Source organism: Pseudomonas sp. GW821-FHT07E12, from assembly GCF_058986605.1.
Window position 1 is genome coordinate 139,088 of the sequence record NZ_JBYSVX010000002.1, and the last position, 15,894, is coordinate 154,981.

Below are 15,894 nucleotides of genomic sequence, written 5' to 3' on the forward strand. Positions count from 1 at the left end.
TCAGGTTCCGGAGAAGGCGGCCAGCGCCATGTCGATCAGCTTGATCCCGGCGAACGGCAGCAGCACGCCGCCGACGCCGTAGACCAGCATGTTCCGGCGCAGCAGCGCGGTGGCACCGGCCGGGCGGAAGCGCACGCCGCGCAGCGCGAGCGGAATCAGCGCGGGGATGATCAGCGCATTGAACACCAGCGCCGCCAGCACCGCATTGCGCGGGCTCGACAGCTGCATCACGTTGAGCGCGGCCATCGACGGGATCGCCGCAGCGAACAGCGCCGGCAGGATCGCAAAGTACTTGGACACATCGTTGGCCAGCGAGAACGTGGTCAATGCGCCGCGCGTGATCAGCTGCTGCTTGCCGACCTCGACCACCGCCAGCAGCTTGGCCGGATCCGAATCCAGATCGACCATGTTGCCGGCCTCCTTGGCCGCCTGCGTGCCCGAGTTCATCGCCAGACCGATATCGGCCTGTGCCAGCGCCGGGGCGTCGTTGGTGCCATCGCCGACCATCGCCACCAGCCGGCCACCAGCCTGCTCGGCACGGATGCGTGCCAGCTTGTCCTCCGGCCGTGCCTGCGCGATGTAATCGTCGACGCCAGCTTCGGCGGCGATCGCCGCGGCGGTGAGCGGGTTGTCGCCGGTGATCATCACCGTGCGGATGCCCATCGCACGCAGCTGCGCGAACTTCTCCTTGATGCCGTGCTTGACCACGTCCGAAAGCTCGACCACGCCCAACACGTGTTTGCCGTCGGCCACCACCAGCGGCGTGGCACCGCCGCGCGCAACCTGCTCGACGCGCCCGGCCAGTTCCGGCGAAACCGTAGCGCCGAGTGTCTGCACGAACGCGACGATCGCATCGCCGGCCCCCTTGCGGATGCTGCGCCCGTCCACGTCGACACCGGACATGCGGGTCTGTGCGGTGAAGGCAATGAAGTGCGCGCCATCCGGCTCGACTGGCTGCGCACCCAGCTCGCGCGCCAGCTTCACGATCGACTTGCCTTCCGGTGTCGGGTCAGCCAGCGAGGCCAGCATCGCCGCATCACGCAGCTGGCTCATGTCGATGCCCGCCAGCGGATGGAATGCGGTTGCCTGGCGGTCGCCGTGGGTGATCGTGCCGGTCTTGTCGAGCAACAGCACATCCACATCGCCCGCCACCTCCACCGCCTTGCCTGACTTGGCCAGCACGTTGGCAGCCAACGCGCGGTTCATGCCGGCGATACCGATCGCCGGCAGCAACCCGCCGATGGTGGTCGGGATCAGGCACACCAGCAGCGCGATCAGCAGCAACGGATCGAGCTTGACCCCGACGAAGCCGGCGATCGCCGGCAGCGTGGCGACCACGATCAGGAAGGTCAGCGTCATCGCCGCCAGCAGCAGCGTCAGCGCGATCTCGTTCGGGGTCTTCTGGCGATTGGCGCCTTCGACCAGCGCGATCATGCGGTCCAGGAAGCTATGTCCCGGTTCGGCGGTGACCTTGAACACGATCTCGTCGGACAGCACGCGGGTACCGCCGATCACGCCACTGCGATCGGTGCCGGCCTCGCGCAGCACCGGTGCGGATTCGCCAGTCACTGCGGCCTCGTTGATCGTCGCCAGTCCATGCACGATCTCGCCGTCGGCGGGCACGAACTCGCCCTCGGACACGATCACGTAATCGCCCGGACGCAGTTCGGCGGCCGGCACGCTGGTTTCGCGTCCTCCGCGTTCGCCTTCCACGCGACGCGCAACCAGGTCCTTGCGTGCACGCCTCAGCGAAGCGGCCTGACCACGACCCCGCGCTTCGGCGATCGCCTCGGCGAAGTTGCCGAACAACACGGTGACGAACAGGATCACGGTGACCGCCCAGCCGAAGCCGGGTGCGGCCGCGCCACTGACGGTAATCAGCGCCGACAACAGCGTGCCGACCATCACCACCGCCATCACCGGGCTGCGCAGCAGATGGCGCGGCGTCAGCTTGAGGAAGGCATCACGGCTGGCCGCCGCCAGCACCGCGCCGTCGAACAGGCGTTGCTGGGTGCGCTCGCGTTTTTGTGTAGGACGTTCTGGTGGCAAAACGGAAGTATTCATTGCATCGTTCTCTGAATGTGCGAGTCCCTCGCAAGAACAACGGCACATCCTTGTGCCGGGGTCTTAAGCTGCGGCCAGCGACAGGTGTTCGGCAATCGGACCCAGCACCAGCGCCGGCATGAACTGCAGCACGGTGAGGATCACGATCACGGCGACCAGCGTCAGTGCGAAGGTGGGGGTTTCGATCTGCAGGCTGCCGGCCGACTCCGGTGCACGCCGTTTGGCGGCCAGACGCGAGGCGACGATCAGCGGCACGATCAGCGCCGGATAGCGGCCCAGCAGCAGCACCAGCGAGCAGGTCAGGTTCCACCAGTAAGTGCCATCACCCAATCCTTCGAAACCGGAACCGTTGTTGGCAAACGCCGAGGTGTACTCGTAGAACACCTGGCTGATGCCGTGGAAGCCGGGATTGGAGTTGGCGGTGAACTGCGGCAGTGCCAATGCCAGCGCCGTCATGCTCAGCAGCACCAGCGGCTGCAGCAGGATCAGCAATGCCAGCAACTGCACTTCACGCGCCTCGATCTTGCGGCCGAACAGCTCCGGCGTACGTCCGGTCATCAATCCGGCCAGGAACACGCCCAGCAACAGGTAGACGATGAACTGCTGCAGACCGCAGCCGATACCGCCCCAGATCGCGTTGATCAGCATGTTCACCAGCGTCACCAACCCACTCAGCGGCGCCAGCGAATCGTGCATCGCATTGACCGAGCCGTTGGAGGTCTGCGTGGTCAGTGCCGCCCACAACGCGGAGGCATCCGCGCCGATGCGCACTTCCTTGCCTTCCATCAACGCCGCCGAGGCGGTACTGGCCGAATGCGCTTCCGACCACAACATCAATGTGGTGGACGCCGCCGACATCAGCAGCATCGTGCCGAACACCAGCGCCGCCAGCCGCTTGCGACCGGTGAAGAAGCCGACCATGAACACCACGCTCATCGGCAGCAGCACGATCGCCAGTGCTTCGAGCAGATTGGCCAGCGGCGTCGGGTTCTCCAGCGCCATCGCACCGTTGGGGCCGTACCAGCCACCGCCGTTGGTACCCAGTTGCTTGACCGCCACCATCGCCGCGACCGGCCCGACCGGGATCTTCTGTTCGGCCATGCCGGCGCTCGTATCCAGCGGATGCGCGAGCGCCGCGCCGTGCAACGTCGAAGGCACGCCCTGCCAGCCCAGCAGCAACGTCCATACCAGACACAGCGGCAACAGCACGCGCACGCTGGGGCGGATCACGTCGGCCCAGTAATTGCCGACGTCGACTTGAGCAGCATCGGCATGCGCCACTTCGGCATTACGCCCGCCGAACAATGCACGCAACGTCGCCACCACCAGCGCCAGGCCCATCATCGGCGTGATCACCTGCAGGCCGACGATGCCGGTCATCTGCGCCAGATAGGACAACTGCGCCTGCCCGGAATAGTGCTGCTGATCGGTATTGGTCAGGAACGAGATCATGGTGTGCAGCGCGCTATCCCAACGCAGGTTGGGAATGCCGTCCGGATTGAACGGCAGCCACGCCTGGGTCATGAACACCGCCCACACCAGCACGCCGACGACGAGATTGCTGAGCAGGAACGCGCGCACGTAGCCGCGCCACGACATGCCCTGCCCGGGCCGCGTGCCGAGCAGCGCGTACAGCGGTCGCTCGAACCAGCCAAACAGCGCATCGCCACGCATCGGCGCACCACGCATCACCGCCGCCAGGTAGCGCCCGAGCGGCCACGCCAGCACGATCGCCAGCGCATAGACGAAAAAGGTTTCGGTCATCGTGGCGTCCTCAGAACTGTTCCGGACGCAACACGACGTACAGCAGATACACCGCCACGATCAGCACGGCGATACCGCATACGAATGAAAGCCACGTAGTCATGATCTTGTCCCAATCAAAAGGATGCTTGCAGCGCTACTTCCAGCCGCGAACCCGCCTGGCCGGGAAACAGGCGTCGAGCGGCGTCATCGGTGAAGTGCCCGGTCACGCGCAGTTCGAACGGCTTGGCGAAGGCCCACACGGCGCTGACCAGTTCGTGCGAGTAGTCGCTGGCGTAGGCGCTGTCGAGCCAGTAATGACCCGCCGCTGCTTCCAGACGCAGCGCGTCGTTCAGCGGCAGGCGTGCGCCGAGCTGGGCGTAGGTGCCGGCGTGGTTGCTGGCCAACGCGTTGTCGGACACGCCCACCTGCAGCCAATAGTTCTGCTTCCAGGTCACGGTGCCGCCCAGCTCGTTCCAGTTCAGATCGGTGCGACTGCCCGGGTATTGGTAGCGGGTCAGATTGGCGTCCAGCGCCCAATCCGGCGCCAGGTTGCCGCTCCAGCCTGCAACGAAGTCCATTTCAGTACTGGCGCCGACCTGCTCGCCGAAATTCACCGACGAGCCCCACAACGAACCGTAAAAACCGTTGTCGGTGGACGCCTTCAGCCCGCCCTGCGCTGCGGCATTGCCCTGGTTCTGGCTGGAGCCGCGCCAGACGTAGTCGCTGGTGAACGCAGCGCTGCCGCCGAAGGTGGCGGCCTGCGCCAGCGGCATCGCCGCACACAGGCCAAGGAGCATCACGCCACGCAGGCGCGACGGGGACAAAACAGACTGCGAGTTCATGAAACACGATCCGTGGGCGGAACCCCTCCGCCAATGCAGCCAGTCTGTTCCCGCTGCCCATAAAGTCTCCATGGCGGATCCCGCAGCACGCCGTAAATTCTGCGTAACTTCCGCGCAAGGGAGGGTGAAGCCTGCCTAGAGCGTGTTATGCCCTTTTTCATGAGTGCGAAGCCGCTTGTGGCGCGTCGAGACAAGGCGCGTGCTGCGGCCCAGGCTGGCCGCCTGGGCAAAGCGCGCAACGCAGTATCGGCGCGGCACAAGCGACTTCCCGGAGGGTTGGCCGTCAGCGGCACGGAGCCGGTGCCACGCGGCTTGCCTTGCCCCCCGCCAAGGCTGGACCACGCGACACCGGCTCCGCACCGCTGACGGCCAACGCATCTCATGAGAAAGGGCATAACACGCTCTGCCCCACCCTCCGCCCCTTCAGCGCAGCGGCACGCTCAGCCGCGATGGCGTCGCCGTTGGCGAGCCGAATGTCACCGTACCGCCGAACGTGGTCGCATCGGCGTAGCGCGGATCGAGCGTGTCGATCACCAGCACCAACCGGCGTCCGGCCGCGATCTTCGCCGCGGTCGCTTCCAGCGTGATGTCCACCGTCTGCGCCGCACCCGGCGTCACTTCGCGCAGGCTGTATGGCTTGTAGCTGAGAAGTTGGCCAACACCCAGCGCATCGACGCTGTAGAGGTAGGCGAACAGCGAGACATTGGATTGGCTCGGCGTCACCGTGATCCGCAGTGTCGGTGATCCCGCCAGCGTGCGTTCGCTGGAATACACCGGCCCCATCCACACGCTGGCACCGGCGCGTGCCACCAGCGGAATCGAGGCCACCGCCGGCTGACCGAAGCCCTGCAGCAATCCGCTGATCAGCACCACGCCCGAATCGGCCACCGTCGGCACCCCGGTGGCGATGCGATGGCTCCAGCCGGTGGCATCGCCAGCCAGCAATGCTCCGGTTGGCAACAGCAGCCCGGCCGGCTTGTTCAACCCGTACGTGGTCGGCGCGGCCTGCACCGCGCTCCAGCTGGCGTAGTCCAGCCACTGCCCATCCAGCGTGGCCAGCCGCACTGCCGGATCGTTCTCGGCACCATTCGCCACGCCCTTCAGGTATCGATCGAACCAGCTCACGGTTGCGTCATAGACCGCGTTGGGCAGCCCCAGCGCGCCAGGCAGTTCCGCAGTGGCGTGGTCGCCCTGACTGAAGATCAACCGCTTGGGGCCGCGCAGGCGGTCGTAGAAATCCACGTACTGATCGGGCGGGAACAAACCGTCGTTGAACGCATTCGCCAACAGCACTGCGGTACCGTTGTTGTTGAGCGCGTCGACCTCGTTCACCACGCTACGACTGGCCGCCTGCGGCAGGAAACCCTGCACCGCGCCGTTGTAATCACCCACCGCGACCTTTGCGGTGATCTGCGCCAGTTCCGGCCCGGGACGACCGGTCAACGCCCCCGCTGCGACCAGCAGCGCCACCGCCTGCTTGCTGACAGTCCTATTGGCGTACAACGAAGCTTCCAGATCGGCCCAGCCACTGAGCGCGGCAACCACCTTGATGCGCGGATCGCGCGCCGCCGCGAGCAGGCTGGTGCCGGCCCCGTAGGAGATGCCCGAGACCCCGATCGCACGCGCATCGGCCGGCGTGTTGGCCAGGGCCCAATCGATCACCGCACTGACATCCTCGACGGTCGGCGCACCGCCGATATCGATCAGCCCCGCTGAATCCCAGAACCCGCGCGAGGTGTAACTGACGACGACATAGCCGTTACTGGCCAGCTGAGTCGCACGGCCGAGGTACTCCAGATTCGGCAGCGCCCAACTGGCCGGCATCACCACCAGCGGAAACGGCCCCGCGCCTTGCCCTTGCGGCACCAGCACCAACGCACCGAGCTCGGTGCCATCCCAACTCGGGATGCGTTGATAGGTCTTGTTGAAACCGGCCGCGAATGCGCCAGCGGAAAAGGCCAGCAATGCGACCAGCGCGAGCCAGCGAGTGACGAACCTGCTCATGAGCTCCTCCCAGGGCAACCCACCGAACCGGGATGGCCCGGCGGGAACAACATCAAGGTGGAAACCCGTCTTGGGGGAGCGAGTGGACGGACCGTACCATTAAGTATGGTTTGGCGCCAATGGAGATGAGCCAAGCCACTGGATCCCCGACTGCGCGGGGATGACGAGAGGGAGATCACACAGAAAGCGCCGAATCAGCGACTACCGGAAGAGGGCCATAGAAAACTGCCATGAAAGCAGCAGAACAAGCCGCGCCTCTACCCCACGAAGTGCTGATACCCCGTCCGCGGTGGTGCCCACGGGTTGCCCGCCGCATCCACCACCTGCACGCCCTCGCCGGCCACGACACGACCGATCCGCGCCACCGGCACCTCGGCGAACTGCATCGCCTGCTCCACAGCATCGCGATGCTGTGGCGGCGCGGTGAAGCACAGCTCGTAGTCATCGCCGCCCGCGCACTGCATCAGATAGCGCTCGTCGCCATCGAACGTCGCATGCAGCGCCGCCGAAGCCGGCAACGCCTGCAACTGCACGCGCGCACCGACTCGACTGCGCACGCAGACATGCCCGAGATCGGCGAGCAGTCCATCAGAAATATCGACCGCCGCACTCGCGAGCCCGACCAGTCTCAAGCCGGCCTGCACGCGCGGCGTCGGCCGCTGCAGGCGCTGCCGCAGTGGCTCGATCGCCACATCGGCCTCGTCGGCCACCGCCAGCGTGCCGGCCAACCACAGCTTCAATGCCGCCGCCGCATCGCCAAGCGTACCGGTCACCCAGATGTCGTCACCGACACGTGCGCCGTCGCGGCGCAGCGCATTCCCATCAGCCACATGCCCCATCGCGGTGACCGCCAGCGACAGCGGCCCGCGCGTGGTGTCACCGCCGATCAGCGCGATCCCATGCTGGTCGGCCAACGCGAAGAACCCGTCGGCAAAACCGTCCAGCCACGCCGGCTCCACCTGCGGCAACGACAGCGACAACGTGCACCACGCCGGTCGCGCGCCCATCGACGCTAGATCGGACAGATTCACCGCCAGCGTCTTCCAGCCGATGTCGAACGGCAGGCTCTCCGCGGGGAAATGCACGCCCTCGTTGAGCGTGTCCATCGTCACCACCAACTGCTCGCCGGCCGGCACCCGCAGCAGCGCGGCATCGTCGCCGATCCCGAGCACGACATCGCCACGCCCGCGACTGCGGGCCTGGATGCGGTCGATCAGGGTGAATTCTTCCATGCCGGGACTGGGGAATCGGGACTGGGGAATCGGAACGGCAGAAGCGACGCAGCATTCTGCCGCGCTCTTGCCATTCCCTATTCTCTATTCCCGATTGCCGGCTTCATGGCGCCAGACCACCGCAGCACGATCCAGCACGCCGTTGACGTAGGTGTGGCCGTGCTCGGAGCCGAAACGCTTGGCGGTCTCGATCGCCTCGTTGATCACCACGCGATACGGCACGTCCTGGCGGTGCAGCAGCTCGAAGGCAGCCAGACGCAGCACCGCGCGTTCGATCGCGTCGACCTCGGCCACGCTGCGGTCCAAGTACGGCGTCAACGCCTCGTCCAGCTCGCGATGGTGCGTCAGCACGCCTTCGACCAGGTTCTCGAAGTAGCTCAGGTCGGCCACTTCATGCGCCTGCTCGTGGGCGAACTGCGCGATCACCTGCTTGGCGAAGCCGCCGGAAATCTGCCAGGCGTAGACCGCCTGCAGCGCACGCCGGCGCGCGCGCGAACGCAGCACCGGATCGACGCCGTCGCGACGGGGTTTGTGGTGGTGGCCAGCCGGCTTGTTCATGGCAGTTGCTCCAGCAGGTTGACCATCTCCAGCGCCGCGATCGCGGCTTCCTCGCCCTTGTTGCCATGGCTGCCGCCGGCACGCGCCTCGGCATCCTCGACACGCTCGACCGCCAGCACCCCGTTCAGCACCGGCACGCCGGTCTGCAGTTGCACGCTCATCAGGCCTTCCGCGCACAGGTCGGAAACGTGCTCGTAATGACGGGTATCGCCACGGATCACGCAGCCCAGCGCGATGATCGCCGCATGTTGGCCGCCCTGGGCCACGCGGTTGGCGGCCATCGGGATCTCCCACGCGCCGGGCACGCGCACCACGTCCACCGCGGTGTCGGGAATGCCGTTACCGGCCAGGCTCTGGCGCGCGCCAGCGACCAGCACGTCGGTGATGCGGGCATTCCAGCGGCTGGCGATGATCGCGAAGCGCGCGCTGTTGGGGCGAAGGTCGCCTTCGTAGTGGCTCATGCAGGGCGGGATCCTAAAGGTGGGTCAGTTTATCAGGGGGGAGGGGCCGAAGCAGGGGCCAGAGGCCGGGGACCAGAGGTCAGGGAACCACAGGCTTCACTTCTCCCTGGTCCCTTACTCGGGGGCCAGAGGCCGGGGACCAGAGGCCAGGGAACGACGGGCTTTGCTTCTCACTGGCCCCTGGCCTCCGGCCCCTGATCCCTGCCTTCCAGATACTCCACGATCTCCAACCCGTACCCGCCCAGCGCGACCTGCCGGCGCGGGGTGCCGAGCACGCGCAGCTTGCCCAGGCCCAGGTCGGCCAGGATCTGCGCGCCGGCGCCGTTGCGCCGCCACTGGCCCACGTCCTTGTCCTTGCCGGCCGGACGCACTTCGGGCTCGCGACGCAGCCGCGCCAGCAGCGCGTCGGTGTCGCGCGGGGCCGACAGCACCACCATCACGCCCTGCCCCTCGGCGGCGATCGCACGCAGCGCATCGGTACCGGCCACGCCGAAATCGTCGCGCCGCCAATGCAGCAGATCGGCCAACGGGTTCTCGACCTGCACCCGCACCAAGGTCGGGGTGGCCGCGTCCGGCGTGCCCTTGACCAGTGCGAAATGCAGGTCATGGGCGATGCGGTCGCGGTAGGTGATCAAGTGGAACGGGCCGAATTCGGTCTCGATCTCGCGCTCGTCCAGGCGCTCGACGGTGTGCTCGGTCGCCAGCCGGTGGGTGATCAGGTCCGCGATCGAACCCATCTTCAGGCCGTGCTCGCGCGCGAACACCTCCAGCTCCGGCCGCCGCGCCATGCTGCCGTCGGGATTGAGGATCTCCACCAGCACCCCGGCCGGTTCCAGCCCCGCCAGCATCGCCAGATCGACACCGGCCTCGGTGTGGCCGGCGCGGGTCAGCACGCCGCCGGGCTGGGCGATCAACGGGAAGATGTGACCGGGCTGGTGCAGGTCGGCCGGCCTGGCGTCCGGCTTCACCGCGGTGCGGATGGTGTGCGCACGGTCGTAGGCCGAGATACCGGTGGTGACACCCTCGGCGGCCTCGATGCTGACCGTGAAGTTGGTCTGGAACTGCGCGGTGTTGGCGCGCACCATCGGCGCCAGCCCGAGCTGACCCGCGCGTTCGGGGGTCAGCGGCAGGCACACCAGGCCACGGCCGTGGGTGACCATGAAATTGATGTCCGACGGCTTGACCAGCTCGGCGGCCATGATCAGGTCGCCCTCGTTCTCGCGATCCTCGTCATCGACGATCACCACCATGCGGCCGGCGCGGATTTCCTCCAGCAGTTCGGGAACGGGCGCGAAGTTCATGCCCCGCTCCTCGCGCCGAGCAGACGCTCGACATAGCGCGCCACCAGATCGATCTCCAGATTCACCGCATCACCGACCGCGGTCTGCGCAAAGCGCGTATGCGCGGCGGTATGCGGGATCAGCGCGACCTCGAAGCCCTCGTCGTCGACCTCGTTGACGGTCAGGCTGACCCCGTCCACGCAGATCGAACCCTTCTTGGCGATGTACTTCAGCAATGTCGCCGGCGCTGCGAAACGCCAGCGCTGCGCACGCGCATCGTCGTGAACGGAGAGCACGCTGCCCAGCCCGTCCACATGCCCGCTGACCATATGCCCGCCGAGGCGGTCGGTCGGGCGCATCGCGCGCTCCAGGTTCAGCACCGCGCCCTCGGCCAGCTGGCCTAGCGTGGTCAGTGCCAGCGTCTCGGTCGAAGCATCGGCTTGGAACGAATGCGCATCGAACGCGATCACGGTCAGGCATGCGCCATTGACCGCGATGCTCTCGCCGAGCTGCACGCCTTCAAACGGCAGCGTGCCGACTTCGAAACTGAAACGGATGTCGCCGCCGCGCGGCTCGCGTGCGGCCAGTCGGCCGACGCCTTCGATGATGCCGGTGAACATCAGCGCACCTCCATCAGGCAGGTGCAGATGTTGCTGTACTTATTCATTACGTTTCTCGCATTAAAGGTCAGCGAAAAACGCCACAAGGCAAACAGGCACGCGCACGGCATGAGCGCCATGCGGCACCGTCTTCTTTCATCCGGACTTTCCGGCGTGGTCAGGACCACACCGACCGTCGGCTCCGGCATCTGACCGGATCTGCTGACCTTCCCGCCCTCGCGAAAACTCGCGGTGGCCGGAAGCGCTCGCGGGCTCGTACGTGCTCCCGAAGGAGCCGCACCTACCGCCGGTGGGGAATCGCACCCCGCCCTGAAGACGTTCGTGGAATGCCGGCGAACCACCGGCTTGGCCATTCTAGCAGCCCCTATCGCGCCCCCAGCGCCACGCAGCGTTCCGCCGAAGCGATGTTAAAATCCCGTGGCGACCGGACGTCGCATGCCATCCCGCAATGGGACGGCGACACGGACATCACATTGGAGAGACTTCCCCATGCGCAAGACCCTGATTCTGGCTGCCCTGCTGGCGGCCACCCCGTTCACTGCCTCGGCCGTCGACGGCCTGAGCTACAACTACGTCGAAGCCGGCTGGACCCGCCTGAGCGTCGATGTCGACGGCAGCGACGAGCACGCCAACGGCGGCTACGTCCGCGGCTCCTGGCAGATCGCCGAGCCGACCTACCTGTTCGCCTCGTTCAACCAGGTCCAGAAGAGCTACAACTACGGCGACGGCCTGCGTGACAAATACACCCTGAGCGAGCCGGAAATCGGCATTGGTTATCGCCAGGAAATGACTGAACGCGTGGACTTCATCGCCGACATCGCCTACGTGCGCCTCATGGCCCAGGTGAAGCTGAAGGGCTACAACGATTACTACGGCTACGACGACATCGACGGCACCTACAAGGGCCACAGCAACGCCGGGCGCGTCGGCCTGGGCGTGCGAGGCAAGCCGTCGTGGCGCACCGAGGCGTGGATCAAGGCCGGCTACATGGACGGCCGGGACATGGACAAGGGCGAGTTCGTCGGCACCCTCGGCGGCAAGGTCAACTTCGACACGACCTGGGGCCTGGTCGGCGAGGCGCAGTTCATCGACAGCACCACCCAGCTGTCGCTCGGTGTCCGCGCCAGCTTCTGATTCGGCGACACCTGAGCAACACAGAAGAAGGGCTCCGTAAGGAGCCCTTCTTCTTACTGGCATCCGCCACTGTGGGATCGCCCCTGCCCTTGTGGGAAGGATTTTCTGTGGGAGGGACTTCAGTCCCGACAGGCTGTACCGATAGAGCGTCGGGACTGAAGTCCCTCCCACAAAGATCAGCCACACTTCCCACTCAATCGCCAATCAACACCAACAGCACATCCGCGCCGCTCCCTTCCACTTCTCACCCCACCGCGCCCTAAGGACGCAGCAACAAACGCAGATCCTCGCCCACCTGCCGCACATCGACCGGCTTGAACGCCAGCCGCTGCGCCATCGTCTCGATGCCCAGCCCCGACAGCAGCGGCCGCGCGTCGCCACCGAGCAGCAATGGCGCCATGTACAGCAGCAGTTCGTCGACCAGTCCGGCCTTCAGCAGCGCGCCACCGAGTTCGGCACCCGCCTCGACCTGCACCTCGTTGATGCCGCGCTCGCCCAGCAGCACCAATGCCGCATGCAGATCGAGCCGGCCTTCATGCAACGGCACTCCCGCGAACTCAACACCGTCCAGCGCCGGTGGCACCAGATCGGCGGCATGCAGATACAACGTCGGCGCCGCACCGTCGCGCACCTTCTCGCGTTCGAGCGAGCGCAGGCGCGTGTCGAGCACGACCCGCAGCGGCGGCACGAATTCAGCCGACGACGGCAGCCGTACGGTCAGCGACGGATCATCGGCCAGCACCGTGCCCGCGCCGGTCAGGATCGCCGAAGCGCGTGCGCGCCAGCGCTGCACGTCGGCGCGCGCAGCCTCGCCGGTGATCCACTTCGACTCGCCGCTGGCCAGCGCAGTGCGCCCATCCAGACTGCTGCCGTACTTCAGCCGCAGCCACGGCCGACCGCGCTCCACCCGCGACAGGAAACCCTGGTTCAACGCGCGCGCCTGCGCCTCCATCAATCCGGAAGCGACCTCGATCCCGGCCGCACGCAGCCGCTCGAAACCGCCGCCGTTGACCTGCGGAAACGGATCGGCCATCGCCGCGACCACCCGCGCGACACCTGCCTCCACCAGCGCCAGCGCGCACGGCGGCGTGCGCCCGTAATGCGCACACGGCTCCAGCGTCACGTAGGCGGTCGCACCACGCGCGCGTTCGCCCGCCTCGCGCAGCGCGAACACCTCCGCGTGCGGTCCGCCGGCACGTTGATGGAAGCCCTGCCCCACCACCTCGCCATCGCGCACGATCACGCAGCCCACGCGCGGATTCGGCTGCGTGGTGAACGCGCCCTGCTCGGCCAGGCGCAACGCCAACGCCATCCAGCGATGATCGTCGGCACTGAAATGAAAGGCGGTGGATGCGGCGCTCATCGTCGGGATTCCGTGCGGGGATCTTGAGTCCGCACAGTGTGCGTCATCACGCATCCAGCGCGGTATCGATCGCCATCACCGCCAGCTTCGGCACCAGCGGCAGATCGACCCACACCTCGACCGCCCAGCCTCGCTGTTCGTAGTACGGCACCAACGGCGGCTCGCAGTACAGGAATACACGGCCGATCCCCAAGTCCCGTGCCGCCGCGACGCCATGCGCCACCAGCGCCTCGCCGATGCCTTGCCCGCGCGCCTGCGCGCGCACGTACAGCGAAGCCAACCAAGGCGAGTAATCGCGGATCAGCGGATGGTCGTCGTGCAGCAGGCTCACCGAGCCGCACCAACCGGCCTCGTCGAGTGCCACCCAGGTGGCCGGAATCGCCACGTCATCGGTGTGCGAACGCAGCTCCTGTTCGGCCACTTCCAGCGTCCAGTCCGGCAGCAACGCGCCGAAGGCGTCCACATGCGCACGGGCCAGCTCGCCGATATGTTCCGGCACCTGCGCCAGGCGCACGATGTGCGGCGCGCTCACCGCTTGCCGGTCTTGACGACCTGTTCCAGCGCCGCTTCCAGCAGCGGCAACTGATCGCTGCCGACCGGCAGCTCACGCTCCAGCTTCTCGATCTCCTCGCGGAAATCGGCCACATCCTGGAAGCTGCGGTACACCGAGGCGAAACGCACGTAGCCAACGTGATCGAGCTTGCGCAGCTCGGTCATCACATACTCGCCGACCCGGATCGACGCCACTTCGCGCTCGCCGGACATGCGCAGCTGGTGCACGACCGCGCGCACCGCTGCTTCGATCTGCTCCTCCGATACCGGCCGTTTCTGCAACGCGCGATCGAAGCTGGTGCGCAGCTTGCGGGCATCGAACGCCTCGCGACCACCATCGCTCTTGACCACCGTCGGCAGCTTCAGCTCGATGGTCTCCAGCGTGCTGAAGCGCTCACCGCACGCCTCGCACTCACGCCGCCGCCGGATCGTCGTGCCGTCTTCGGAGACGCGCGAATCGATCACACGGGTGTCGTTGTGCTGGCAGAAGGGGCAGTGCATTAGGGGCCGGGATTCGGGATTCGGGATTCGGGATTGGGAGAAGCAGGAATACAGTGGACTTGGCTGTTCGCCAATCCCCAATCCCTACTCCCCAATCCCGGCCTCTCAGCCATACACCGGATACTTCCGGCACTGCGCGGTCACCTTCTCGCGCACTGCGGCGATGACGCTTTCGTCGGCCGGGGCGTCGAGCACGTCGGCGATCCAGTTGGCCAGGTCGACGCTGTCCTGCTCCAGGTAGCCGCGGGTGGTGATCGCCGGGGTGCCCAGGCGCAGGCCCGAGGTCACGAACGGCGAGCGCGGGTCGTTCGGCACCGAGTTCTTGTTGACGGTGATGTGGGCCTTGCCCAGCGCCGCCTCCGCATCCTTGCCGGACACGTCCTTGCCGATCATGTCGACCAGCATCAGGTGGTTCTGGGTGCCGCCGGAGACGATCTTGTAGCCGCGCGCGATCAGCGTGTTCGCCATCGCCTGCGCGTTCTTCACGACCTGCTGCTGGTAGGCGGTGAATTCCGGCTCCAGTGCCTCCTTGAACGCCACCGCCTTGGCGGCGATCACGTGCATCAGCGGACCGCCCTGGATGCCCGGGAACACGATCGACTGCAGCTTCTTGGTCAGGTCTTCGCTGGCGCCCTGGGCCAGGATGATGCCGCCACGCGGACCGCGCAGGGTCTTGTGGGTGGTCGAGGTGACCACGTGTGCGTGCGGCAGCGGGTTCGGATAGACCCCGGCGGCGACCAGACCGGCCACGTGTGCCATGTCCACGAACAGATATGCACCGACCTTGTCGGCGATGGCGCGGAAGCGCGCCCAGTCGATCTGCTGCGAATAGGCCGAAAAGCCGGCCACGACCATCTTCGGCTTGTGCTCCAGCGCCAGCCGCTCGACTTCGTCATAGTCGATCAGGCCCTGCTCGTTGACGCCGTACTGCACGGCGTTGAACAGCTTGCCCGAGGCATTGACCTTGGCACCGTGGGTCAGGTGACCACCGTGGGCCAGCGACATGCCCAGGATGGTGTCGCCCGGCTGCAACAGCGCGAAGTAGACCGCCTGGTTGGCCTGCGAGCCGCTGTGCGGCTGCACGTTGGCATAGTCGGCGCCGAACAGCTGCTTGACCCGGTCGATCGCCAGTTGCTCGGCGATATCGACGTACTCGCAGCCGCCGTAATAGCGCTTGCCCGGGTAGCCTTCGGCGTACTTGTTGGTCAGCTGGCTGCCCTGGGCCTCCATCACGCGCGGGCTGGCGTAGTTCTCGCTGGCGATCAGCTCGACGTGATCCTCCTGGCGGCGGGCTTCATCGGCGATGGCCTTGGCCAGTTCGGGATCGTAGTTTTCGATACGGGCGTCGCGCGGGAACATCGGATCTCCGGGGCAGCGGAAGGGAAAAGCGGGAGCCGGAGTTTAAGCCCCACGGGGGTCCGTGACCAATTTGACGATCCCCGGAGCCGCCCTACTGCCACACAGCCCACAAAAAAGGGACCCCGCACAAGGATGTGCGGTGCTCTTGTGAGGGATTCACAAACAAGGACCCCGGTAC

At 66.5% G+C, this 15,894-nt stretch carries 14 protein-coding genes, 1 pseudogene and 1 riboswitch; of the genes and pseudogenes, 1 reads left to right on the forward strand and 14 read right to left on the reverse strand.

Features of this window, described 5'->3' with window-relative positions; genetic code table 11:
• From kdpB to AC3WJE_RS02255, 10 genes are all read right to left on the reverse strand, one after another.
• Entirely contained in the window at positions 1-2,064 is a 2,064-nt protein-coding gene (gene kdpB / locus AC3WJE_RS02210; RefSeq protein WP_493729140.1) for a potassium-transporting ATPase subunit KdpB, read from the reverse strand.
• Between the two features lie 63 nt (positions 2,065-2,127).
• A complete protein-coding gene (gene kdpA / locus AC3WJE_RS02215; RefSeq protein ID WP_493729141.1) occupies positions 2,128-3,828 on the reverse strand; it encodes a potassium-transporting ATPase subunit KdpA in 1,701 nt (566 codons plus the stop codon).
• Positions 3,829-3,838: 10 nt separating this feature from the next.
• Positions 3,839-3,931, reverse strand: coding sequence for a potassium-transporting ATPase subunit F (locus AC3WJE_RS02220; RefSeq protein WP_493729142.1), 93 nt, complete (start codon positions 3,929-3,931; stop codon positions 3,839-3,841).
• Between the two features lie 13 nt (positions 3,932-3,944).
• The gene (locus AC3WJE_RS02225) at positions 3,945-4,652 is read right to left on the reverse strand and encodes a TorF family putative porin (RefSeq protein ID WP_493729143.1); all 708 of its coding nucleotides are present in this window, start codon (positions 4,650-4,652) and stop codon (positions 3,945-3,947) included.
• Positions 4,653-5,075: 423 nt separating this feature from the next.
• A complete protein-coding gene (locus AC3WJE_RS02230) occupies positions 5,076-6,656 on the reverse strand; it encodes a CocE/NonD family hydrolase (RefSeq protein ID WP_493729144.1) in 1,581 nt (526 codons plus the stop codon).
• 257 nt (positions 6,657-6,913) lie between these two features.
• Entirely contained in the window at positions 6,914-7,888 is a 975-nt protein-coding gene (gene thiL, locus AC3WJE_RS02235) for a thiamine-phosphate kinase (RefSeq protein WP_493729145.1), read from the reverse strand.
• An 84-nt stretch (positions 7,889-7,972) separates the two neighbouring features.
• Positions 7,973-8,446 carry a transcription antitermination factor NusB gene (gene nusB, locus AC3WJE_RS02240; protein WP_493729146.1) on the reverse strand — a complete coding sequence of 158 codons (474 nt, stop codon included), beginning with the start codon at positions 8,444-8,446 and terminating at the stop codon, positions 7,973-7,975.
• Positions 8,443-8,907 carry a 6,7-dimethyl-8-ribityllumazine synthase gene (ribH, locus tag AC3WJE_RS02245; protein ID WP_493729147.1) on the reverse strand — a complete coding sequence of 155 codons (465 nt, stop codon included), beginning with the start codon at positions 8,905-8,907 and terminating at the stop codon, positions 8,443-8,445. The genes nusB and ribH overlap by 4 nt, the downstream gene beginning before the upstream one ends.
• A 170-nt stretch (positions 8,908-9,077) precedes the next feature.
• Positions 9,078-10,208, reverse strand: coding sequence for a 3,4-dihydroxy-2-butanone-4-phosphate synthase (gene ribB / locus AC3WJE_RS02250; RefSeq protein ID WP_493729148.1), 1,131 nt, complete (start codon positions 10,206-10,208; stop codon positions 9,078-9,080).
• Complete coding sequence (locus tag AC3WJE_RS02255; protein WP_493729149.1) at positions 10,205-10,807, reverse strand: riboflavin synthase; 603 nt, start codon at positions 10,805-10,807, stop codon at positions 10,205-10,207. The genes ribB and AC3WJE_RS02255 overlap by 4 nt, the downstream gene beginning before the upstream one ends.
• Positions 10,808-10,930: 123 nt before the next feature.
• Positions 10,931-11,128: riboswitch (FMN riboswitch) on the reverse strand.
• 168 nt (positions 11,129-11,296) lie between these two features.
• On the opposite strand from AC3WJE_RS02255, the gene AC3WJE_RS02260 reads away from it, so the two are divergent.
• Positions 11,297-11,941 (forward strand): hypothetical protein, encoded by a 645-nt coding sequence (locus AC3WJE_RS02260; RefSeq protein WP_493729150.1) that lies wholly within the window; start codon positions 11,297-11,299, stop codon positions 11,939-11,941.
• A gap of 259 nt (positions 11,942-12,200) precedes the next feature.
• Here AC3WJE_RS02260 and ribD read toward each other — a convergent pair whose 3' ends face one another.
• From ribD to glyA, 4 genes and pseudogenes are all read right to left on the reverse strand, one after another.
• Complete coding sequence (gene ribD, locus AC3WJE_RS02265) at positions 12,201-13,304, reverse strand: bifunctional diaminohydroxyphosphoribosylaminopyrimidine deaminase/5-amino-6-(5-phosphoribosylamino)uracil reductase RibD (protein WP_493729151.1); 1,104 nt, start codon at positions 13,302-13,304, stop codon at positions 12,201-12,203.
• A 46-nt stretch (positions 13,305-13,350) separates the two neighbouring features.
• Positions 13,351-13,836, reverse strand: coding sequence for a GNAT family N-acetyltransferase (locus AC3WJE_RS02270; protein WP_493729152.1), 486 nt, complete (start codon positions 13,834-13,836; stop codon positions 13,351-13,353).
• Between the two features lie 71 nt (positions 13,837-13,907).
• Positions 13,908-14,357, reverse strand: a pseudogene (gene nrdR / locus AC3WJE_RS02275) (transcriptional regulator NrdR); the annotation flags it as partial.
• 105 nt (positions 14,358-14,462) lie between these two features.
• Positions 14,463-15,716 carry a serine hydroxymethyltransferase gene (gene glyA / locus AC3WJE_RS02280; RefSeq protein WP_493729153.1) on the reverse strand — a complete coding sequence of 418 codons (1,254 nt, stop codon included), beginning with the start codon at positions 15,714-15,716 and terminating at the stop codon, positions 14,463-14,465.
• Positions 15,717-15,894 lie beyond the last annotated feature (178 nt).

Coding starts and splice junctions, on each gene's coding strand:
- ribD (WP_493729151.1), bottom strand. CDS start 13,304: ATGAGCGCCGCATCCACCGCCTTTCATTTCAGTGCCGACGATCATCGC.
- AC3WJE_RS02260 (WP_493729150.1), top strand. CDS start 11,297: ATGCGCAAGACCCTGATTCTGGCTGCCCTGCTGGCGGCCACCCCGTTC.
- AC3WJE_RS02225 (WP_493729143.1), bottom strand. CDS start 4,652: ATGAACTCGCAGTCTGTTTTGTCCCCGTCGCGCCTGCGTGGCGTGATG.
- AC3WJE_RS02230 (WP_493729144.1), bottom strand. CDS start 6,656: ATGAGCAGGTTCGTCACTCGCTGGCTCGCGCTGGTCGCATTGCTGGCC.
- nusB (WP_493729146.1), bottom strand. CDS start 8,446: ATGAACAAGCCGGCTGGCCACCACCACAAACCCCGTCGCGACGGCGTC.
- kdpA (WP_493729141.1), bottom strand. CDS start 3,828: ATGACCGAAACCTTTTTCGTCTATGCGCTGGCGATCGTGCTGGCGTGG.
- ribH (WP_493729147.1), bottom strand. CDS start 8,907: ATGAGCCACTACGAAGGCGACCTTCGCCCCAACAGCGCGCGCTTCGCG.
- ribB (WP_493729148.1), bottom strand. CDS start 10,208: ATGAACTTCGCGCCCGTTCCCGAACTGCTGGAGGAAATCCGCGCCGGC.
- kdpB (WP_493729140.1), bottom strand. CDS start 2,064: ATGAATACTTCCGTTTTGCCACCAGAACGTCCTACACAAAAACGCGAG.
- thiL (WP_493729145.1), bottom strand. CDS start 7,888: ATGGAAGAATTCACCCTGATCGACCGCATCCAGGCCCGCAGTCGCGGG.
- AC3WJE_RS02220 (WP_493729142.1), bottom strand. CDS start 3,931: ATGACTACGTGGCTTTCATTCGTATGCGGTATCGCCGTGCTGATCGTG.
- glyA (WP_493729153.1), bottom strand. CDS start 15,716: ATGTTCCCGCGCGACGCCCGTATCGAAAACTACGATCCCGAACTGGCC.
- AC3WJE_RS02255 (WP_493729149.1), bottom strand. CDS start 10,807: ATGTTCACCGGCATCATCGAAGGCGTCGGCCGACTGGCCGCACGCGAG.